The sequence below is a fragment of the Variovorax sp. 10L426 genome (genome assembly GCF_056395305.1).
This window is the reverse complement of record NZ_JBFTJF010000010.1, coordinates 95,299-115,837: the sequence shown is the minus strand read 5'-3', so window position 1 is coordinate 115,837 and position 20,539 is coordinate 95,299. Positions and strand designations below refer to the sequence as shown.

The window sequence follows — 20,539 nt, the reverse complement described above, 5'->3', positions numbered from 1 at the left end:
ACAATCGCTGCCTAAAGTGCGGCTCATGAACGCCCCGATCTCTCCTGACCAGTTGCGCGCGCTGCTCGACATGTCCTTGCATGACCCAGACCCCGTCGAAACCGCCGAATGGCGCGAAGCCTTCGTCGCGCTGGCGGAGACGCATGGCCCCGAGCGGGCGCGCTGGATGCTCGACGAACTCGCGCGCATGGCCCGTGCCCAGCGCATCGGATGGCAGCCGGAGTTGTCCACGCCGTATGTCAACACCATCGCTGTCGAGGCGCAGCCCGCCTTTCCTGGCGATCTCGCGATCGAAGAGCGGCTTGCTTCGCTGATGCGCTGGAATGCGCTCGCGATGGTGGTGCGCGCCAATCAGGCCTATGGCGAACTCGGCGGCCATATCGCGAGTTACGCCAGCGCGGCGGACCTGTTCGAAACGGGGTTCAACCACTTCTTCCACGCCCGCACGCCATCGCATCGCGGCGACCTCGTGTTCTTCCAGCCGCACAGCGCGCCCGGCGTGTATGCCCGCGCTTACCTCGAAGGCCGCCTCGGCGAAGAGGACCTGATGCACTACCGCCAGGAACTGACGGCGCCGGCCTTCGTCGACGGCAAGGGCGCGCGTGGCCTGAGCAGCTACCCGCACCCGTACCTGATGCCGGACTTCTGGCAGTTCCCGACCGGCTCGATGGGCATCGGCCCCATCAGCTCGATCTACCACGCGCGGTTCATGCGCTACCTCACGCACCGCAATCTGCTTGACTGCGAGGGCCGCAAGGTGTGGGGCGTGTTCGGCGACGGCGAGATGGACGAGCCCGAATCCATGAGCGCGCTGACGCTCGCGGCGCGCGAGAAGCTCGACAACCTTGTGTGGGTCGTCAACTGCAATCTGCAGCGGCTCGATGGGCCGGTACGCGGCAACGGCCGCATCATCGACGAGCTCGAAAAGCTCTTCGCCGGCGCCGGCTGGAACGTGATCAAGCTCGTCTGGGGCAGCGATTGGGACGGCCTCTTCGCGCGAGACGTCAACGGCGCGCTGGTGCGCGCCTTTGCCAACACCGTCGACGGCCAGATGCAGACATTTGCCGCCAAGGATGGCCGCTACAACCGCGACACCTTCTTCGGCCAGGACGAGGAACTCGCGCGTCTCGCGCAAGGCATGACCGACGAGCAGATCGATCGCCTGAAGCGCGGCGGCCATGACCTCGTGAAGATCCACGCCGCCTATGCGGCCGCCGCGGTGCACTCCGGCCAGCCCACCGTGATCCTTGCCCACACCAAGAAAGGCTACGGCATGGGCACCGCCGGCCAGGGCAAGATGACCACGCACTCGCAGAAGAAGCTGGACGACACCGACCTCATCGAGTTTCGCAACCGCTTCAACCTGCCGCTCACGGACGAGCAGGCGACCACCGCTGCTTTCTACAAGCCGGCTGAAGACAGCCCCGAGATGCACTACCTGCTCGGCCGTCGCGCCGCGCTCGGCGGCAGCATGCCGCGCCGGGAGACCGCGTGCGATGCCGTGCCCAAGCCCGATATCGCGGCCTATGCGCAATTCGCCGTCGCCGCGTCCGGCAAGGAGATGAGCACCACCATGGCCTTCGTGCGCATGCTGGGCAACCTCATGAAGGACAAGGCGCTCGGTCCGCGCGTGGTGCCGATCGTCGCCGACGAGGCACGCACCTTCGGCATGGCGAATCTCTTCAAGCAGGTGGGCATTTATTCGAGCGTGGGCCAACGCTACGCGCCGGAAGACATTGGCTCGGTGCTTTCCTACCGCGAGGCCACCGATGGCCAGATTCTCGAAGAGGGCATCAGCGAGGCCGGCGCCATCGCGAGCTGGACGGCCGCGGCGACCAGCTACAGCGTGCACGGGCTGGCGATGCTGCCCTTCTACATCTACTACTCGATGTTCGGCTTCCAGCGCGTGGGCGACCAGATCTGGGCAGCGGCCGACCAGCGTCCGCGCGGCTTCCTGCTGGGCGCCACATCGGGGCGCACCACATTGGGTGGCGAAGGATTGCAGCACCAGGATGGATCGAGCCATCTGATCGCCGCGACCATTCCGAACTGCAAGGCCTACGACCCCGCCTTTGCCGGCGAGATGGCCGTCATCGTCGACGCAGGCATCCGGGAGATGATGGTCGAGCAGAAGGACGCGTTCTATTACGTCACGCTGATGAACGAGAACTACGCGCAGCCCGATCTTCCGGCGGGCGTCGAGAGCGATGTGCTGCGCGGTTGCTATCGCTTCAGCGCCTGGAAGGGCGGAAAGGGCGGGAAGGGCGCGCAGGCGGTCACCCTGCTCGGCTCCGGCGCCATCCTCACGGAAGTCATCAAGGCTGCCGAACTCCTGGCCGGCGAAGGCATCGCGGTGGATGTCTTCAGCATCACGAGCTGGAGTGAACTTGCGCGCGACGGCCGCGCCTGCGAAGAGCGCGCACTGTCGGGCGAAGCCGACCCGGGCACGGCTTTCATCGCGAAGCAGCTTGCCGGCGGGAGCGGCCCCGTCATCGCCGCGACCGACTACGTCCGTGCAGTGCCCGAAAGCATCCGCGCCTTCCTCCCTGAAGGGCGGCGCTACATCACGCTCGGCACCGATGGCTTCGGCCGCAGCGACACGCGCGCAGCGTTGCGCCGCTTCTTCGGCGTCGATGCGCAAAGCATCGTGCGCGCCGCGCGGTATTCGCTGGCATCGCGCTGAAAAAGCCAAGCGGGGTTAGTCCCGTTGTGAAGCGCAGCTGTGGATTCCTAAGATCGCGTCTTCGCGCCGCGCTCGCTGGAGCGCCGGCCATCGTTCGACGCCTCGGGAATTTCCATGAAGAAAGCAGGACTCGTCGGCCTCGGCGCCATGGGCGCGGGCATCGCGGCCACGCTGCGGGCCAAGGGCTATGAAATGCATGTGTGCGACATGCGGCCCGGTGCGGCGTTGCGCTTTGCGGAAGCGGGCGGAGTGGCCTGGGGCACGCCCGCACAGGTCGCTGCCGCATCCAACGTTGTCATCTCGGTCGTGGTCAACGCCTTGCAGACAGAAGCCGTGCTCTTCGGCGAGCACGGCGCCGCCGCAGCGATGAAACCGGGCAGCGTGTTCGTGATGTGCTCGACGGTCGACCCGAACTGGTCGATGGCGCTCGAGGCGCGGCTCGGTGCGATGGGCATTCACTACGTCGACGCGCCGATCTCCGGTGGTGCGGCCAAGGCCGCGAGCGGACAGATGACCGTGATGAGTTCGGCGCGACCCGAAGCCTACGCGCAGGCCGACGCGGTGCTCGACGCGATGGCCGGCAAGGTCTATCGCCTGGGTGATCGCGCCGGCGCGGGCAGCAAGGTGAAGATCATCAATCAGCTGCTTGCCGGCGTGCACATCGCCGCGGCGGCTGAAGCCATGGCGCTCGGCCTGCGTGAGGGCGTGGCGCCCGAAGCGCTCTACGAAGTCATCACGCACAGCGCGGGCAACAGCTGGATGTTCGAGAACCGCATGGCCCACGTGCTGGCCGGCGACTACACGCCGCTGTCGGCGGTCGACATCTTCGTGAAGGACCTGGGCCTGGTACTCGATACGGCGCGCGCGAGCAAGTTTCCGCTCCCGCTCGCCTCCACCGCGCACCAGATGTTCATGCAGGCTTCCACTGCCGGCCATGCGAAGGAAGACGACAGCGCCGTGATCAAGATCTTCCCGGGGATCGAACTCCCCGCGAATTCGAAGACATCATCCAAACCATGAGCATCCTGCTCGGCTGCATCGCCGACGATTTCACGGGCGCGACCGATCTCGCGAACAACCTCGTGCGTGCGGGCATGCGCGTGGTTCAGACCATCGGCGTGCCGGCATCGCCGTTGGCCGCCGATGTCGATGCCGTGGTGGTGGCACTCAAGTCCCGCACCATCGCGCCGGCCGACGCCGTCGCGCAGTCCCTGGACGCGCTGCGCTGGCTTCGCGCGCAAGGCGCACGGCAGATCTACTCCAAGTACTGCTCCACGTTCGACAGTACGGCGGAGGGCAACATCGGGCCGGTGACCGAAGCGCTGATGGATGCGTTGGGCTGCGACTTCACCATCGCGACGCCCGCCTTTCCCGACAACAAGCGCACCGTGTTCAAGGGCTACCTGTTCGCGGGCGACGTGCTGCTCAATGAGAGCGGAATGCAGAACCATCCGCTGACGCCGATGACCGATGCCAACCTCGTGCGCGTGCTGCAGGCGCAGACACGGCGCAAGGTGGGGCTGATCGACTACGCCACGGTGGCTCGCGGCGCGGCGTCGATTCGCGAGCGCATTGCGCAATTGCGCGCGGAAGGCGTGGGCGTCGCCATCGTCGATGCAGTTTCCAACGACGACCTGATGCGCCTTGGCCCTGCCCTTTCCGACATGCCGCTGGTCACCGCCGGTTCGGGCGTGGCGATCGGACTGCCGGCCAACTTCGGCATCGCGCCATCGTCGACGGCGGGCGCGCTGCCGTCGGCGCGTGGGATGCGGGCGGTGGTGTCGGGCAGCTGTTCGCTCGCGACCAACCGGCAGGTCGCGGATTTCATCGCGTCAGGGCGTCCGGCGTTGGCGATCGATCCGCTTCAGATCGCGGCCGGTGCCGACGTTGCGGCGCAGGCACTGGAATGGGCGGCCCCGCTGCTCGAACAGGGTCCGGTGTTGGTCTATTCCACTGCCGATCCCGGCGCCGTGAAATCGGTGCAAGGCCGGCTTGGCGTCGAGGAGGCAGGCGCCATGGTGGAACGTGTCATCGCCGCCATCGCGCGGGGCCTGGTGGAGCGCGGCGTGCGGCAACTCGTGGTTGCGGGCGGCGAGACCTCCGGCGCCTGTGTGCAGGCACTGGGCATTGCGCAATTGCAGATCGGTGCGCAGATCGATCCCGGCGTGCCGTGGTGCCACGCGCACAGCGACGCGGCAGGCGGAGCAGGCCTGCATATTGCGCTCAAGTCCGGCAACTTCGGCACCGACGATTTCTTCACCAAAGCCTTTACATTCCTTGGATGAATGAAGCCCAGGTCCGCGAGGAAATCTGCCGCATCGGCCGCAGCCTCTTCGAGCGAGGCTATGTCCACGCCACAGCCGGCAACATCAGTGTGCGGCTGGACGACGGATTCCTGATCACACCGACTGACGCCTGCCTGGGCCATCTCGATCCGTCGCGCCTCGCGCGGCTGGATGCCAACTTGCGCCAGACGCATGGCGATCTGGCGAGCAAGACCATGGCCCTGCATGCGCGCATCTATGGTTCGGCCCGGCATTTCGACCCTGACACGCGCTGCGTGATCCACACGCACAGCACGCATTGCGTGGCGCTCACGCTGAACGCGCCGGGCGCCGAGCTTCTGCCCGCACTCACGCCCTATTTCGTCATGAAAGTGGGCCATGTGCCGGTGATTCCCTACCACCGGCCCGGCGCGCCCGACGCCGCGGCGCTGGTGGCGCAGATCATCGAGCAATACGGCACGCAGGGCACGCCGATACGCGCCGTGGTGCTCGAGCGTCTTGGCCCCAACGTCTGGCACGCTTCACCGGCCGCGGCGATGGCCACGCTCGAGGAACTGGAAGAAACCGCAAGACTCTGGTTCCTTAGCCGTCAGTCGACGCGGCCCGCGCCCCCGCCGCTGAATGAAACCCAGATCAACGAGCTGCGCCGGAATTTCGGCGCCCGCTGGTAGGTATGCTCACCCCCGGACCATTGGAGCCGTTGATGCCTCGATTTGCCGCCAATCTTTCAATGCTCTATCCGGAGCTTGACTTTCTCGACCGCTTCGAAGCCGCCGCCAAGGACGGCTTCCGCGCCGTCGAATACCTTTTCCCCTATGCCTACAAGCAGCACGAACTCGTGGCGCGCCTGTCGGCCAACGGCCTGGAGCAGGTGCTGTTCAACGGACCGCCCGGCGACTGGGATGGCGGCGATCGCGGACTGGCCTGCCTGCCCGGGCGCGAGGCCGAGTTTCGGGAAGGCATCCTGAAGGCAATCGACTATGCCGTCGCGCTCAACTGCCCGCGCATCCACGTGATGGCGGGCCTCGTGCAGGACGGCGTGGAGCGCGAGACGGTGCAGCCCCTCTACATCGACAACCTGCGCTGGGCCGCGGTCGAGGCGGCGAAGGCCGGGCGGGATCTGCTGATCGAGCCCATCAACACGCGCGACATCCCGCACTTCTTCCTGAACCGGCAGGACCACGCGCACGAGATCATCGATGCCGTCGGCGCGCTGAACGTGCAGGTGCAGATGGACCTCTATCACTGCCAGATCGTCGAGGGTGACGTGGCGATGAAGATCCGCAAATACCTGCCGACCGGCCGTGTCGGGCACTTCCAGATCGCCGGTGTGCCCGAGCGGCATGAACCCGATATCGGGGAACTGAACCACGGCTATCTTTTCGACGTGATCGATGAGGTCTCAGCGCAATGCGGCTGGAAGGGCTGGGTCGGCTGCGAATACCGGCCACAGCGCGGCGCCGTGGCGAACGGGACGACCGCCGGGCTCGCGTGGTTGCGCGCCCTGCCGCGCGCATGAAGCTCGAAGCCGTACGGATCCCTCCGCGACTGCGGGCTTTCGACGCGGGCGCTGCCGAAGTGTTCGATGTCGTGCTGGCGGGGGAACGGGTTGCGTCCATTGTGCCGTCGCAACAGCCCGCGCGCGGCACGCTGCTCAGCGGACTGGTCGACGCGCATGCCCACATCGACAAGAACTACACCGTCCGGGAAGTCGGCGCGGCAGAGGGCAATCTCTTCGCGGCCATCGGACGCATGGCCGCGCACCGTGCAAGCTGGACGGCGGAGGGGCTTCACGCACGCATGCAGCGTGCGTTGGATGAGGCTTGGCGAAGTGGCACGCGCGGTCTTCGCACCCATCTGGACTGGAGCGAGGCCGATGCGCCGACGTCCCTCGCGGTCTTCGCGCGCCTGCGCGACGCGTGGCGCGACCGCATCGAACTCCAGTTTGTCTCGCTCACGCCGCTTGACCTGTTCGCCGACCTGGAGGCCGGCGAACGCATCGCGCGAACGGTGAAGCGCGGGGGCGGCGTGATGGGTGCCTTCGTCTATCGGAACGATGGCATCGTGCACAAGCTGGGGCGCGTGTTCGACCTTGCACAGGAGCTTGGGCTCGCGCTCGACTTCCATGTCGACGAGGGATTGGACAAAGACGCGACCGGCTTGCGCACCATCGCGCAGATCGCCATTGCGCGCGGCATGCAGGGGCGCGTCACGTGCGGCCACGCGTGTTCGCTGTCGGTGCAGGATGATGTGTCCGCCAGCGACACGCTGGCCCTTTGCGCGCAGGCGGGCATTCATCTCGTGTCCCTGCCGACGACGAATCTCTACCTGCAAGGCGCCTGGGACCGCACGCCCCTGCAGCGCGGCATCACGCGCGTTCGCGAGGCTGCGGCCCATGGCATTCGCGCCAGCCTGGCCACCGACAACGTGCAGGACGCCTTCTATCCTTATGGCGGTTATGACCTGATCGAGACCTTCGGCCTCGGCGTGCAAATGGCGCACCTCTCGCCTGCGACCGACTGGCTCGACGCCATCACCGTGAGCCCTGCGAAAGCGCTCCGGCTTGCGTGGGATGGTCGCATCGCGCCGGGCTGCCCCGCCGACCTGGTCTTGTTGGCCGCGACGGACGAGTACGAACTTCTGGACCCGCGTGGACGGCAACGCACCGTCATCCGTGCGGGCCGCATTCTGGAGAGCACCGAATGAGCATGGGCAAACCGATGGCCAACTACGCCGCCGCCAAGCGGGTGGGAGACTTCGTCTTCATGAGCGGCGTGGTCGCGGTCGACCCCACGACACGCCGCGCGGTCGCAAGCTACGAAGACATTCCCGAAGCGGCACGCACGGCACTGCGCACGCTGGGCTACGCCACGGGGCAGATGTCGGTCGACATCTTCGAGGCGCCGATCGTCGCGCAAAGCTGGTTCGTGCTCGAACGCATTCGCCAGATCGCCGCAGAGCATGGCGGCACGATGGACGACGTGGTCAAGCTGGTGCAGTACTTCACGCATCTGCCGAACTACGCGCCGTACAACCGCGTGCGGGGGTTGTTCTACCCGGGTGAGCCGCCGGTCAGCACGGTGGTGGAAGTGTCGCGATTCCTGCCGGGGGATGAAGTGTTGGTCGAGGTGGAAGCGACGATGTACTTGCCGACGCGCTGAAATCGGTCGTTGGCGCTAGCAGAGCGGCAGCCGAAGCGTAATGCCGAGACTGCCCAACGGTGACGGTGCTGCGTAGATGCGCCCGCGGTGATCGCTAACGATCCGCTCGCAGAGCGCTACGCGTGCGATCGAATCCAAGTGGTCGTGATGGCTCCGCGGCAGGTCGCTGGAAAATGCAGCTGTGAAGCATCGTCCGAGTTGGGGCTCCTTAGCCGATCCGTTGTCCATGAAATTGACGACCGCGTGCGCGCCATCCACGCGCGCCAGCAACTTCAGTGTGCCACCCGCGGGCATGACGCGACAGGCCAGATCCCCGATCTGCGAGAAGACCTCGTGCAGGCCCACGTGATCAAGAAGCACGGGTACTGGATGCTGTGGGAGTTTCACGTCCATCGCCACGCCTGCTTCCGCCAGTCGCGTGCGCAAGGACTCCAAGGTATGAAGAAGCAGAAATTCCCGGATGTCGGTGAGGGCGCGAGAACGCTGCTCACGCGCAATGGTACGGATCGTTTTTTTTTCTTCCGAATGTGGCCGGAACACATTCAGCACGCGCGCGACGAGTTTCATAGACTTGCACGCAATTGATTTGCGATGCGTTGCGCGAGCAAGTCGAGGGCGACTTCACAGGCTTCACCGACCTCGTCGGCTCTGTCGACCATGGCTCCAAAATTGTCATACTTGAACTTCGGATCGGCGGGGATGCTCCAGGCCGTGTTGCCACTGGCATCTGCGCCGTAGTAGAAATGGTCGCGGAACAGCCAGTCAAGCGCGTGAGGGTGTGCCATGAGGCAGGCCGCTACATTGATGCGCGGTTCGTATTCGTCCGACCAGTGAGAAGAACACATGCCAACGTCGGCGAAGACCACGTGCAACACAGCATCGCGAGTGGGCAAGGTCTTGTAGTCAATCTTTCCGGCACTCGACCCGCAAGGGACGTCAACCTTCGAGATTGTCAAGTCGGCTTTCGTCAGCTCGTCGTGGAGTGCGGAAGTGAATCTCGAACCCAGCAGCGTGCGTACGGATTCCAGGTTCTGATGGAAGCAGCCGCCCTTGCCGTGGCGGTCCAATACCTCGGACCCCGAAATCGGAAGAAATGGTGCCGCCAAGGTCCGATCTTCGATGCGAAATTCGTGCGGAGGTGTCACCGGTATCAGCGCAATCTTGTCGATCCTGGACCTCACCGCAGTTCGATCTCCCCGCCTATCTTTCATCCACTTTTCTTTCCTAGAGTCACCGTGCCCAGGACCTCAAGCCCAGGTTGTCCGCGCCCTTTTTGACGCGAGCAAATCCGAGGCAGCGCCTTCGAGTGAGGACTTTAGGAATGCGAGACCGCGGCGTCTAGAAGACTGGTCTCGGGGTGTCGTAAGAACAGTCTCGACGTGAGAGCCTTCCGGCGTTCTAGCGAACGCCGGCGCCCTTCAGGAGAAACTCCGTCACCTCGTCGATGAGGTACCGGCGATCCTTCTCGTCAGTCTCGGTGATATTCCGAAAGAACGCCACCTGCGTGGCGTGGTCCGCATAGAACTGCGTCACCGCCCACAGGTGGAAGAGAAACAGCATCGGATCGACCGGGTCCATCAATCCTTGATTGATCCAGTTCTGGATGACTGCCGCCGCCTGGTCCGTTCGCTGCTTGCTCGTGCCCATCATCGACTTGAGCACCGGGGCGCCACGCATCATCTCGGCGGTGAAGATCCGGGAACGCAGGGGATGCTCGAACGAGAACACCATCTTGCGCTGGATCAGGTCGCTCAGCACCTTGCGCGGTCCGAAGGCTTCGTCGCTGAAGCCGAAGACACCGATCCAGTCGTTGATGATGTCCTGCAGCACCTGCCGGTACAGGGATTCCTTGCTCTCGATGTAGTAGTGCAACTGCGCCTTCGACAGGCCTGCCTTGTCGGCAATGGCTTGTGTCGAAGCGCCGGCGAGGCCATCCGCAGCGAACACTTCCACCGCTGACTGATAGATCACGGCCAACACCTGCGTGTACTTGCGCGCGCGGCCGCGCGTCGCCGGTGCTTCGGGGCCTTCTTCGACAGCGTTGTTCTGTGCAGTCGTCATCGGATGTACATGGTGCCAGACTCCCCCGTGGGAAGGCTCACAAGTCGAGCACCAATTCCTCGCCTTTGGCGCGCGAACAACACAGCGCCACCTTGTGGTCGCGTTCGCTGCGAGTGAGGCAGAAATCGCGGTGTTCGGCGTCCTTGCCGGTGCCCTCCACCACGCAGGTGCCGCACAGGCCCTGTTCGCACGACACCGGAATGTCGATGCCGACTTCGTGCAGCGCGTCGACGGCGGTCTGGTCTCCGGCAACGGGCACGGTGATGCCGCGCCGGGCAAGCCGCAGCATGAAAGGCTTTCCGGTGCCGCCGGCTGCGTCCGTGGGCGCAGCGAAGTACTCGGCATGCACGGCATCGTCGGGCCAATGGGCGGCGGCGTTGCGCACGGCCCGCATGAAGCCGCCGGGACCGCACACGTACAGATGCGTGCCGGGCTTGCGCACGGCCAGCAATTGCCGGAGGTTGATCTTTCGCGAGGCGTCGCCGCCGTCGTCGAAGTGAAGACGCAGATGCGGTGCAAGGAGCGGATCGCGCAGCGCGTCGGCCAACGCCAGATGCTGTTCGCCGCGCACGAACAGGCACAACTGGAATTCCGCCCCGGTTCGCGCGAGCGTCTGCGCCATCGCCAGCAGCGGCGTCATGCCGATGCCGCCGGCCAGCAGGATGTGGCGCCTGGCCCCGGCCCGGATCGGAAAGGTGTTTCGCGGTGCGCTGATCGGCAGCAGATCGCCTTCGCGCACCCGCGCATGCATGGAGGCCGAGCCGCCGCGGCTCTCGTTCTCGCGCTTGACGCAGATCAGGTACGAGGATGCGCCTTCGCCCGCGCCGCTGTCCCGGGCCAGCGAATACTGGCGTGTGAAGCCGCCGGGCATGTGCACGTCGATGTGCGCACCGGCCTCGTAGCCGGGCAGCGCACGACCCGCGGGATGCGCGAGCTCGAAGGAGAGAATCTCCGGCGTCTGGCGCGCGACCCGCGCGACCCGCACGGTGAGAGTGCGCTCGACCATCTTCTTGTCGCCTTGCTACTTGGCGAGCGCCTTGCGCACGTCCAGGCCGGTTCCCTTGTCGACGAACTGCGTGGTGTAGGCGTCGCGGTAGTTGAAGTCCGTGGGCTTGTAGAGGCCGGCCGAGACCGCCTTGTCGTAGAAGTCCTTCATGCGCTCGTCGGTGATCGCGCCGATGCCCTTCGTTGTCGCGTCGCCCACGTCGATGTGCGCGCGCAGGATCGGGATCGACTTCTCGATGAACTCGTCGCTGATGTCCGGGTTGATCTTCTGGATCATCGCGTCGGCCGCCTTGCGGTCGCCGTAGAGGTAGTTGTAGTAGCCGATGTTGGTGGCCTCCACGAAGCGGCGCACGACGTCGGGCTTGGTCTTGACCAGGTCCTGGCGCGTCTCGATCACCATGCCGTAGGTCGACCAGCCTGCATCGGCCAGCGACAGAACCACGGGCTTGAAGCCGGCCTGCTTCTCGACCGCGAGAGGCTCCGACGTCGCATAGGCCTGTTGCACCGCCTGCTTGTCCGCCAGGAACTGCGAGAGGCTGTAGTTGTAGGGCCGCACTTGCTCGTCGCGCATGCCATAGGCCTTCTTCATCCACTGCCAGTAGCTGATCTGGCCGTCCTTCGCGAGCAGCACCGTCTTGGCCTTGGCGAGATCGGCGAACTTGTCGAAGCCCTGGCCCGGGTGCGCAATGATGGCCTGCGGGTCTTTCTGGAAATACGCGGCGACGACGACGGTTGGCACCCCCTGCTTGATGTTGTCGAAGGCCATCAGCATGTTGCCGGTCATCAGGAAGTCGATCTTGCCGGCCGGCAGCATCGGGCGGTTGTTGACCTGCGGGCCGCCTTGCTGAATGTCGACGTCGAGTCCGAACTTCTTGTAGGTGCCGTCGGCCAGCGCCTGGTAGAAGCCGCCGTGGCCGGGCTGGGCGCGCCAGTTGGTGGCGAGCACGACCTTGTCCTGCGCGATGGCGGCGAAGGCGGTGCCGGCGAGCAGTGTGGCCAGGAGGGTGCGGGCGATGAAGGGGACTTGGGGTCGCATCGTGGTTCCTTGGGGGTTGTCTCTGTGGGAATGTGAGCTCATGAATCGATGGCCATGTCGGGGCGCCAGCCGCGCGTCTTCCCGGGATTCATCAGTCCCATCGGATCGCTGCGCTTCTTGAATTCGATCTGCTGCGTGTCGATCGTCTTCATGCCGCCGTCCTCGATGGTCACGACGTGCGGGTTGAAGACCTGGCAGCCGCCTTGCGATTCGATCTCTCGGATCACTTCGTACTGGTGCGCCTCGCCCTTCCAGCGCACCAGCAGGATCGAGAACGTGCCGTATTCGCCGCCGGCGCGCGCGAACTCGTGGTGCTGCAACACGTCGTCGCCGAAGATCGCGATGTGGCGATCCACCACCGCCGGGTCGAAGGGCTGCGCGTAGGCCACTTGCAGATAGGTCCACGTGCGGTCGACCTTGAGCGCCTGCAGCGTCGTGTGGTTGTAGGCGCATTCGTAGGCGGGGGGCAGGCCGGACGCGTGGAGTTCGGCCTCCGTGCCTTCGAGCGAGACGGTGCCGCCGTGCGCGGCGACGAGATCGCGGAAGGCCGCCATCGACGACGGCGCAACCATGGCGAACATCGCATGCCGGTCCGGCGGAAAGTGCGCACCCAGCGTCGCGTAGTACGGCGAGAAGCGCGCGTCGACCGCCGAGAGAAGGAACAGCTCGAGCGCGGGCGTGCTCGCCGCGACGCCGAAATCCATCACGCGCCTGTAGGTATCGAAGAGCGCGATGCAGTGCACCCACTCGACGGCCGGGCTCAGCGCCACTTCGACCTCGGTAATGACGCCGTTGGTACCGTAGGCGTGATGCACCTGCTGGATCTCGTCGCCGTACAGTTCGATGATGCGCGGCTCGCGCTCCACCGTCATCACGCGCGCACGCAGCAGATTGCCCGGGTCTCGCAGGATGCCGTGGCGGATCGAGCCGATGCCGCCAAAGCCGCCGGCGATGAAGCCGCCGATCGAGGCGACGTGCCAGGTTGAAGGCCACATGCGCAGCGCCTGGCCGGTCTCGGCGACGGCCATTTCGATGTCGTGCATGCGCGCACCGGCCTGCACACGCACGCTGCCTTCGCCGATGTCGAGCACGCGGCACATCTGCGTGACGTCGAGCACCAGGCCGCCTTCGAGCGGCACGCACTGGCCGTAGTTGCCGGTGCCGCCCGCGCGCACTGTGAGCGGCAGCTTCCACTTCGCTGCGACGGCGGCGGCCTGGCGAACGTCGTCTTCGGTCGACACCTTGACGACCAGATCGGCCACGCAGCCGGCCAGTTGCTGCGTGAGGATCGGGCTGTACCAGTAGAAGTCCTTGGAAAGCTGCTTGCGCTGCCCCGGCGAGACGATCACGTTGAGGCCGTGCAGGTCGCCGCGCACGGCATCCCAGTCAATGGCCGGCGCGGGAGCCTGGCGTTCCATCAGTGCGGAAGTCATCTCTCCCTCCGCATTTCGCTTTCGTGCCAGTGGCCGAGCACCATGCGTGACAAGGCGGCGAACACGAGGAAGATCGCGATGCCCAACAGCGACACCAGCAGCAGCGCCGCGAACATCATCGGGATCTCGGTGCGAAAGCTCGATTCGAGGATGCGCGAGGCCAGTCCGGTTTCACGGCCTGCGGTGCCGGCAGTGAATTCGGCGACAACGGCGCCAATCAGGCTCAGCCCGCCGGCGATCTTCAGGCCCGCCATGAAATACGGCAGCGCGCTCGGCACCAGCAGGTAGCGGAACATCTGCCAGGGCGAGGCCCTGTAGAGGTGGAAAAGGTCGCGCAGGTTGCTGTCGGCGCTCTTCAGGCCGATGACGGTGTTCGACAGGATCGGGAAGAAGGCCACGATCCAAGCGCACAGCAGCAGGGCAGCCGTCGTGCTCGACACATAGATCAGGATCAGCGGCGCGATCGCGATGATCGGCGTCACCTGCAGGATCACCGCGATCGGAAAGAGCCCGATCTCCACCCACTTGAAGAGCGAGAAGGCAATCGCGAGCAGCACTCCGCCGACGATGGCCGAGACCAGCGCGAGCAGCGTGAGCTTGACGGTGAACCAGAGCGCGCTCGACAGCGTGTCCCAGTTGTCGATCAGCGTTGTGAAGATGAGCGAGGGCGCGGGGATGATGTAGTGCGGCACGTGGTTGACGCGCACCAGCACTTCCCACAGCAACAGCAGACCGGCCACGACGGCGGTAGGCACCGCGATGCGAAGCAGGTTTTCGCGGCGCCGCAGGCGGTCGTCGCGTGACTGGAGCTCGGCGGCCGAGGGCGCGTCCTGCAGTTCCGACAGCGCCCGGTTGTCAGTGATCGATGTCGACGCCATGAAGGGCTCCGTGCAGTGATTGCGACACCGCCGTGCAGTGCGCGTTGTAGCGGGTCGAGGTGCGGAAGGCCTCCCCGCGCGGATAGGGCTCGTCAATGCGGATTTCGTCGATCACGCGGCCCGGCCGGGGTGCCATCACGACGATGCGGTTCGACAGGTAGACCGATTCGTAGACGCTGTGCGTGACGAAGATGATCGAAAACCGGTGCTCGCGCCAGATCGCGAGCAAGTCGTTGTTGAGCTTGATGCGCGTCATCTCGTCGAGCGCGGCGAAGGGCTCGTCCATCAGCAGCAGGCGCGGCCGCGTGACCAGCGCCCGCGCGATCGACACGCGCATCTTCATGCCGCCCGACAACTCGCGCGGGTAGACGTCGGCAAAGCGCGAAAGACCGACCATCTCCAGCGCCTGCCTGACGACGGGTGCCGCAGCGTCGCGGCTGGTGCCGGCCAGCTTGAGCGGGAGCCACACGTTGTCGAACACCTTCGCCCAGGGCATCAGCGTCGGCTCCTGGAAGACAAAGCCCAGTTCGCGATCGCTGGTCGATGCGCCGCTGTTGGCGCGCGACCACGCGACTTCGCCCGAGCTGATGCGCGTGAGCCCGGCAATCAGGCGCAGGGCCGTGCTCTTGCCGCAGCCCGAGGGGCCGAGGAAGCTGATGAAGTCATGCTCGCCGCAGTCGAGCGTCATGCCCTGCAGCGCGAGCGTGCCGTTGGCGAAGCGCTTGCTGACGTTGCGCAGGCTGACCAGCGGCGGCGCGGAAGAGACGGGCGAAGAGTTCATGCCCATTCCGGCTGGTTGGCGAGGCGTTCGAGCGGGAAGCGGTCGACCTCCTGCAGCAATTCGACGAATCGCCGTCCGACGTGGTCGAGCACGGCTTCACCCTTCGCGGCCGTGGCGCGCGTCGCATCGCCGGCCGCGCCCGCAGGGTTGATGTCGTGCATCTGCCAGCCGAGCTTGCCGCTGGGGGTGATCGACAGAAACTTGTTTTCCTTCGCGAGGTCTTCCGTCATGGAGCGGAAGTTGCGGAAGCGCTCGGGGCGCACGTGGTCGGGCGTGAGGTGCAGCATCACCGAGCTTTCGAGATCGCCGGCATGCACGCCGTGCTTGCCTTCGTGCGCGGTGAAGAGCCCTTCAGGCAGGCCCAGCGTGTACCAGTTGGCCGCCACGACCATCATGTCGTGCGACTCGCGCAAGTCGCGGGCGACGATGTCCATCACCGCCATCTGGCCGCCGTGGCTGTTGTAGAGCACCAGCTTGCGCACGCCCGCCTTGGCCACGCAGGCGCCGATGTCCTTCCACAGCGAGATCAGTGTGGTGGCTGACACGGTGAGCGTGCCCGGATAACGCGAATGCTCGTTGCTCTTGCCGTAGGCGACCGTGGGCAGGAACAGCACGGGCAGGTCGTCCGGCAGGTGCGGGATGGTCGCCCGCACCATGCCGTCGATGGTGGCCGTGTCCGTAGACATCGGCAGGTGCGGACCATGTTGCTCGGTGGCGCCCACGGGCAGCACAGCGATCAGTCGGGACCGATCGAGGCGGGAAAACTCTTCGCTGGTCAGGTCGGACCAGAATCGGCTGCGCAGGCGGGTGGAAGTCATCAGGCACCTCATTCATCGTGAAGGTGCTTAAATTATCCACTTGGTAAAAAAAGATGGCCTAGCGTTTACCCGAAAGATGCTTGGGGAAGATGAAACTATGAGTGAACGCGGTCTTGGCGGTTGGAGGTTCGCGAGTCAGTTGTGATCAACTGGTCAAATCATGCTCACCGCCAGACGATCTCGTGCCGGGTTTCGAGCCGCCCGATCCGCTCGTCGATCTGCCGTGCAAGGGCGTCCCGCTCTGCTTCGGGCACGCCGCGGATGCCGATCTTGACCAGGCTGCCATGCACCGCGTGTGCGCCCGCCTCGACCTGAAAGTCCCCGGCCTGCGGAAGGTCGGCCAGCAACTGCGTCACCACGCGTCGCGCGGCATCCCACCGTAGCGCCGGCTTGAAGATCTTGCCCACAGCCGTCAGCGGCATCGGGTCGACGAAGAAGATGTTCACCGGCACGGCAGCCCGTTCGGGCGTGCGTTCCCGCACGAACTCGAGCAAGGCCGCCTCGTCGCGCGCCGCGCCGGGTTTCAATTGGACGTACGCGACGGGCATCTCCCCGGCACGCGCATCGGGTTGGCCGACGACTGCCGCCAGCGCAATCGCCGGGTGCTGGAAGAAGACTTCCTCGATTCCCAGCGGATCGATGTTATGGCCGCCCCGGATGATCAGATCCTTGGCGCGTCCCGTGATCCAGAGATAGCCATCCTCGTCCAGCCTGCCGAGATCGCCCGAATTGACCCAGCCGGGTTCGACGAAGGCCTGACGGTTGTGCGTGTCGCTGAGATAACCCTTGAACACGCCGGGTCCCGCCATCGCCACCACGCCGATCTCGTTGGCCGCACAGTCACCCTGCCAACGGCCTTCGGCATCGAGCTTCACGACGCGCACGCGGCTGTAGGGCAATGCGTGGCCCACCGACCCGAGGCGCAGCGGCCGATGGGCATAGCTCATGCAATGAACGCTGGAGGTTTCTGTCATCCCGTAGACCTCCAGCACCGGTCGATGCAGCAAATCGCCGTACGCCTTGCCGACGGCCACCGGAATGGCGGAACCGCCGCCCGAGACGATCTCGATGCTGGAAACGTCGGCGCCACCCATCGGCACGTTGAGAGCGGCTGCGAGCACGGTCGGAACCCCGCCGAACAAGACCGGCCGAAAGCGCTCCACCAGGCGCCACACATTGCGCACCGCCTGGGGGTCGCGCCAGCCGGCGGGCGATATCACCACCAGCGTGCCGCCGGCGCACAGCGTGGCCAGCCCCTGCGTGAGGGCGCCGCCGACGTGGAACAAGGGCAGTCCGAAGAGCAATGCCCGGCCAGCACCCACTGGAAGCATCAGGCTCAGCGCCCAGGCCTGGTAGACCTGGTTGCCGTGGGTGTGGCGAACGAGCTTGGGCGAGCCCGTCGTGCCGCCGGTGTGGAAGTAGCCCGCAATGTCGTCGGCGGCGATGCGGCGCCCACTGAGCAGGCGGTCGGACGGATAGGCATCGATTCGTTGCTTGAAGCTGTGCACTGCCCGGGATTCGTCCGAATCCCCGTGCACGACCACGATGGCCTCGAGATCGGGCAACTCGCCGCGGATGGCCTGCACCTTGTCCCAGATATCGGAGCCCTCGACGGGGCCGAGCGCCACCAGCACCTTGGTCTTCGCTGCCCGCAGGATCTCGGCGATCTGGGCCGACGAAAGCAAGGCATTCACCGGGTTCGCAATGCCGGCCGCCTGGGCGCCGAACAGCGCGTAGAAGCTTTCCGGCACCAGCGGCAGCAGCAGGCTCACCACATCGCCCGGTCCGACGCCCAGGTCGGTGAACAGGTTCGCGGCCTGCGTGACGCGGCCGATGAACTGGCGGCGGGTGACCGTGAATGGCGTTTCCTCCGGGTCGCCCCGCATCAGGAAGTGGACTGCCGACTCGTCAGGCGCGTGCGAAGCGCCGATCCGCAGTGCCTCGTAGGTGCTCTGGGCGGCGACACGCTCGGCGTAGGGTGTGGATTCGAAGGCTTTCACCTCCTCCGCCGTGCGCAGCGAAGGCGGCTCGGCGCCGATCAGACGATCGAGCAAGCATGGACCGACCATGATGTCTCCTCCGAGTAGTTTTGAAGCGGCGGCGAACTGGATGCCTGCGGAATTCTGGGGCGCTGCCTGCGCCGAGGCCACCCAACTAACCCGAACGCTGAACGGGTTCGCCGGCCGATTCCAGGCGCTCCTTCAACTGCCGGACGGCCTGGGCAGACTCGGCCTCGATGCGGCTTCGAAGACTGAGCCGGTTGAGCATGGCAAACAGCAGATTCGGCGTCCGGTACTCGAACTCGCGGACGAAGTGCGTGCCCGTGGCGGTGGCGGTGGCGGCGGGCGCGAGCGAATAGCCGACGGTGCCCGACTCGCGCCCCTCGATGGTCCCGGCGATGCGCCACAGGCGATCCGGTTCGCGGGCGGTGACGCGCCAAGTCACGCGTCCGCGGCGACCGGCGACCTCGAAGTCCTCGACGACGGACTCGCCGACCTGGAGCGGGTGGTCCACGGCGCCGCTGACGGCGAGGGACGAGGGATGCCACTGCGGCCAGTGGCCCGGTGTCGTGACATAGGCGAAGACCTCCGACGGCGGGCGCGCGATGTCGACCGCCGAGACGATCCGGGTACTGCCCAGTTCCACCGGCAAGAAGAGCACGGCAACCAGCAGGGCGGCCGCGAAGACGGTCGCGATGGACAGCTTCCAGGCGCGGCTCATGGGGTCACCTCATCATTCCCCTGCACTTCCCACAAACGGGATGGCAACCGTACTATTTGCGATCTTGCAGGGAGAAGCAACATGCCCATCCAGCTGAATCACACGATCGTCAAGGCCCGCGATCCGCGCGCGTCCGCGGAGTTGCTGGCGGAACTGCTCGGGCGCGGCGCACCGGTCCGGTACGGCCCGTTCCTCGGCGTGGAGATCGACAACGGCGTCACGCTGGATTTCATGCAGGTCCACGGCGAGGTCGACTCGCAGCACTACGCCTTTCTCGTGAGCGAAAGCGAGTTCGACGAGATATTCGGCCGCATTCGCGCGCATGGGATCACTTACTGGGCCGACCCGGGTCAACACCGGCCCGGCGAGATCAACCACGGCGACGGCGGCCGAGGCTTCTACTGGAGCGACCCGGATGGCCACTTCCTCGAGATCCTCACCCGGCCCTATGGCAGCGGCGGCTGAGCCGGCCATCGCGGAAGCGGCCACGTCGTCCTGCGACGTGCTCGTTGTCGGCGCCGGGCCGTCCGGCAGCGCGTGTACGCAGATGCTCGCGCGCGCGGGTTTCGATGTCGTGCTCGCCGACCAGCATGAGTTTCCGCGCGACAAGGTCTGTGGCGACGGGCTGATTCCCGACGCGCACCGCGCGCTCGCAAGGCTCGGGGTGCTGGACGAGGTGCTGGCGCGCGCCCGGAGCGCGAGGCACGTCGGCTGTGTCGGCCCGCGCGGCGGAAGGGTCGAGGTGCCGGCGCGACTGGCCGTGCTGCCGCGCCGCGATCTGGACGACATCCTTCGCCAGTCCGCGCTCGCGTCCGGTGCGCGCTGGCTCGCGCCGGCGCGCTTCGAAGCACCACTTCTCGATGCCGATGAGCGGGTGGCCGGTGCGCGCTTCACGCTGGCAGGCGGCGTCCCGCACGCCGTGCGCGCGCGCTGGACGGTGCTGGCGACCGGCGCGGCAGCCGGGCCGTTGACCGCGGCCGGCGTGTGCGAGCGACGCGCGCCGAGCGGCATCGCGCTTCGCGGCTATGTGAAGAACGACGCCATGATCGATCGCCTGACCAGTCTCGACGTCGTGTGGCACCGTGCGCTGCGGCGCGGTTACGGCTGGATCTTTCCGTGCGCGGGCGGTGTTTTCAACATCGGCGTCGGCGTCATCGGCCAGAACGACGTCAACCTGCGCGATCTTTTCGATGCCTTCACCCGCGTCCATGGGCCGGCCCGCGAACTGATGGCAGGCGGCGCATCACTTGGACCACTCAAGGGCGCGCCCTTGCGCTGCTCGCTCGACGGCGCGCGCTGGTCGCGTCCAGGACTCCTCGTGGCGGGCGAGGCGGCGGGCAGCACCTATCTCTTCACCGGCGAAGGCATCGGCAAGGCGCTGGAGACCGGCATGCTCGCCGCAGCAGCGATCGAGGCGCATCGCGACGAACGCCTGGACGATGCCGAAGCGCGCGCTCGCTACGAATCCGCGCTCGGCGCGCTGAAGCCGCGCTTCGCGGCCTACGAGCAGGCCAATCGCATCAACAACCATCCGTGGCTGGCCGACCTCCTCATCCGGCGAGCGCGCCATAGCGAAAGCATCATGAATCGCCTGAGCGGCGTGCTGGAGGAGACCCACAACCCGGGCAGCCTCGTGACGACCACGGGCGTCCTGCGCCTTCTTCTTCCGTTGTGATG

Annotated in this window: 20 protein-coding genes; 9 read left to right on the top strand and 11 right to left on the bottom strand. The window is 66.0% G+C overall.

Features of this window, described 5'->3' with window-relative positions; all coding sequences use genetic code 11:
* Positions 1-25: 25 nt before the first annotated feature.
* The 7 genes from mdeB (at position 26) to AC1DHL_RS16180 (ending at position 8,129) form a co-directional block, all read left to right on the top strand.
* Positions 26-2,683: an alpha-ketoglutarate dehydrogenase gene (mdeB, locus tag AC1DHL_RS16210; protein WP_478162613.1), complete on the top strand. Its 2,658-nt coding sequence runs from the start codon at positions 26-28 to the stop codon at positions 2,681-2,683.
* 75 nt (positions 2,684-2,758) lie between these two features.
* The gene (gene ltnD / locus AC1DHL_RS16205; protein ID WP_478162692.1) at positions 2,759-3,703 is read left to right on the top strand and encodes an L-threonate dehydrogenase; all 945 of its coding nucleotides are present in this window, start codon (positions 2,759-2,761) and stop codon (positions 3,701-3,703) included.
* Positions 3,700-4,968 (top strand): 3-oxo-tetronate kinase, encoded by a 1,269-nt coding sequence (otnK, locus tag AC1DHL_RS16200; protein ID WP_478162612.1) that lies wholly within the window; start codon positions 3,700-3,702, stop codon positions 4,966-4,968. The genes ltnD and otnK overlap by 4 nt, the downstream gene beginning before the upstream one ends.
* Positions 4,965-5,639, top strand: coding sequence for a class II aldolase/adducin family protein (locus tag AC1DHL_RS16195; RefSeq protein ID WP_478162611.1), 675 nt, complete (start codon positions 4,965-4,967; stop codon positions 5,637-5,639). The genes otnK and AC1DHL_RS16195 overlap by 4 nt, the downstream gene beginning before the upstream one ends.
* 32 nt (positions 5,640-5,671) lie before the next feature.
* Positions 5,672-6,487 carry a 2-oxo-tetronate isomerase gene (gene otnI, locus AC1DHL_RS16190; RefSeq protein WP_478162610.1) on the top strand — a complete coding sequence of 272 codons (816 nt, stop codon included), beginning with the start codon at positions 5,672-5,674 and terminating at the stop codon, positions 6,485-6,487.
* On the top strand, positions 6,484-7,674 hold the full coding sequence (locus AC1DHL_RS16185) for an amidohydrolase family protein (protein ID WP_478162609.1): 1,191 nt from the start codon (positions 6,484-6,486) through the stop codon (positions 7,672-7,674). Before otnI ends, AC1DHL_RS16185 begins: the two co-directional genes overlap by 4 nt.
* Complete coding sequence (locus AC1DHL_RS16180; RefSeq protein ID WP_478099828.1) at positions 7,671-8,129, top strand: RidA family protein; 459 nt, start codon at positions 7,671-7,673, stop codon at positions 8,127-8,129. Before AC1DHL_RS16185 ends, AC1DHL_RS16180 begins: the two co-directional genes overlap by 4 nt.
* Before the next feature lie 15 nt (positions 8,130-8,144).
* Here AC1DHL_RS16180 and AC1DHL_RS16175 read toward each other — a convergent pair whose 3' ends face one another.
* The 11 genes from AC1DHL_RS16175 to AC1DHL_RS16125 all read right to left on the bottom strand — a co-directional run bounded on the left by AC1DHL_RS16175 (position 8,145) and on the right by AC1DHL_RS16125 (position 18,862).
* Positions 8,145-8,696, bottom strand: coding sequence for a hypothetical protein (locus tag AC1DHL_RS16175; RefSeq protein ID WP_478162608.1), 552 nt, complete (start codon positions 8,694-8,696; stop codon positions 8,145-8,147).
* Entirely contained in the window at positions 8,693-9,340 is a 648-nt protein-coding gene (locus AC1DHL_RS16170) for a hypothetical protein (RefSeq protein ID WP_478162607.1), read from the bottom strand. The genes AC1DHL_RS16175 and AC1DHL_RS16170 overlap by 4 nt, the downstream gene beginning before the upstream one ends.
* A 187-nt stretch (positions 9,341-9,527) precedes the next feature.
* Positions 9,528-10,190 carry a TetR family transcriptional regulator C-terminal domain-containing protein gene (locus AC1DHL_RS16165; RefSeq protein WP_478162606.1) on the bottom strand — a complete coding sequence of 221 codons (663 nt, stop codon included), beginning with the start codon at positions 10,188-10,190 and terminating at the stop codon, positions 9,528-9,530.
* A gap of 37 nt (positions 10,191-10,227) precedes the next feature.
* The gene (locus AC1DHL_RS16160; protein WP_478162605.1) at positions 10,228-11,196 is read right to left on the bottom strand and encodes a PDR/VanB family oxidoreductase; all 969 of its coding nucleotides are present in this window, start codon (positions 11,194-11,196) and stop codon (positions 10,228-10,230) included.
* Between the two features lie 15 nt (positions 11,197-11,211).
* Positions 11,212-12,231: an ABC transporter substrate-binding protein gene (locus tag AC1DHL_RS16155; protein WP_478162604.1), complete on the bottom strand. Its 1,020-nt coding sequence runs from the start codon at positions 12,229-12,231 to the stop codon at positions 11,212-11,214.
* 38 nt (positions 12,232-12,269) lie between these two features.
* Positions 12,270-13,664: an FAD-binding oxidoreductase gene (locus AC1DHL_RS16150; RefSeq protein ID WP_478162603.1), complete on the bottom strand. Its 1,395-nt coding sequence runs from the start codon at positions 13,662-13,664 to the stop codon at positions 12,270-12,272.
* Positions 13,661-14,542, bottom strand: coding sequence for an ABC transporter permease (locus tag AC1DHL_RS16145; RefSeq protein ID WP_478099840.1), 882 nt, complete (start codon positions 14,540-14,542; stop codon positions 13,661-13,663). Before AC1DHL_RS16145 ends, AC1DHL_RS16150 begins: the two co-directional genes overlap by 4 nt.
* Positions 14,520-15,323: an ABC transporter ATP-binding protein gene (locus AC1DHL_RS16140; protein ID WP_478099842.1), complete on the bottom strand. Its 804-nt coding sequence runs from the start codon at positions 15,321-15,323 to the stop codon at positions 14,520-14,522. The genes AC1DHL_RS16145 and AC1DHL_RS16140 overlap by 23 nt, the downstream gene beginning before the upstream one ends.
* On the bottom strand, positions 15,320-16,141 hold the full coding sequence (locus AC1DHL_RS16135; RefSeq protein ID WP_478162602.1) for a creatininase family protein: 822 nt from the start codon (positions 16,139-16,141) through the stop codon (positions 15,320-15,322). Before AC1DHL_RS16135 ends, AC1DHL_RS16140 begins: the two co-directional genes overlap by 4 nt.
* A gap of 164 nt (positions 16,142-16,305) precedes the next feature.
* Positions 16,306-18,210 carry an acyl-CoA synthetase gene (locus AC1DHL_RS16130; RefSeq protein ID WP_478162601.1) on the bottom strand — a complete coding sequence of 635 codons (1,905 nt, stop codon included), beginning with the start codon at positions 18,208-18,210 and terminating at the stop codon, positions 16,306-16,308.
* A gap of 85 nt (positions 18,211-18,295) precedes the next feature.
* Positions 18,296-18,862 (bottom strand): SRPBCC family protein, encoded by a 567-nt coding sequence (locus tag AC1DHL_RS16125; protein ID WP_478162600.1) that lies wholly within the window; start codon positions 18,860-18,862, stop codon positions 18,296-18,298.
* Positions 18,863-18,943: 81 nt separating this feature from the next.
* Here AC1DHL_RS16125 and AC1DHL_RS16120 point away from each other — a divergent pair, with 81 nt between their 5' ends.
* Together AC1DHL_RS16120 and AC1DHL_RS16115 are read left to right on the top strand one after the other, a co-directional pair.
* Positions 18,944-19,327 carry a VOC family protein gene (locus AC1DHL_RS16120; protein WP_478162599.1) on the top strand — a complete coding sequence of 128 codons (384 nt, stop codon included), beginning with the start codon at positions 18,944-18,946 and terminating at the stop codon, positions 19,325-19,327.
* The gene (locus tag AC1DHL_RS16115) at positions 19,278-20,537 is read left to right on the top strand and encodes an NAD(P)/FAD-dependent oxidoreductase (protein ID WP_478162598.1); all 1,260 of its coding nucleotides are present in this window, start codon (positions 19,278-19,280) and stop codon (positions 20,535-20,537) included. Before AC1DHL_RS16120 ends, AC1DHL_RS16115 begins: the two co-directional genes overlap by 50 nt.
* Positions 20,538-20,539: the final 2 nt, after the last annotated feature.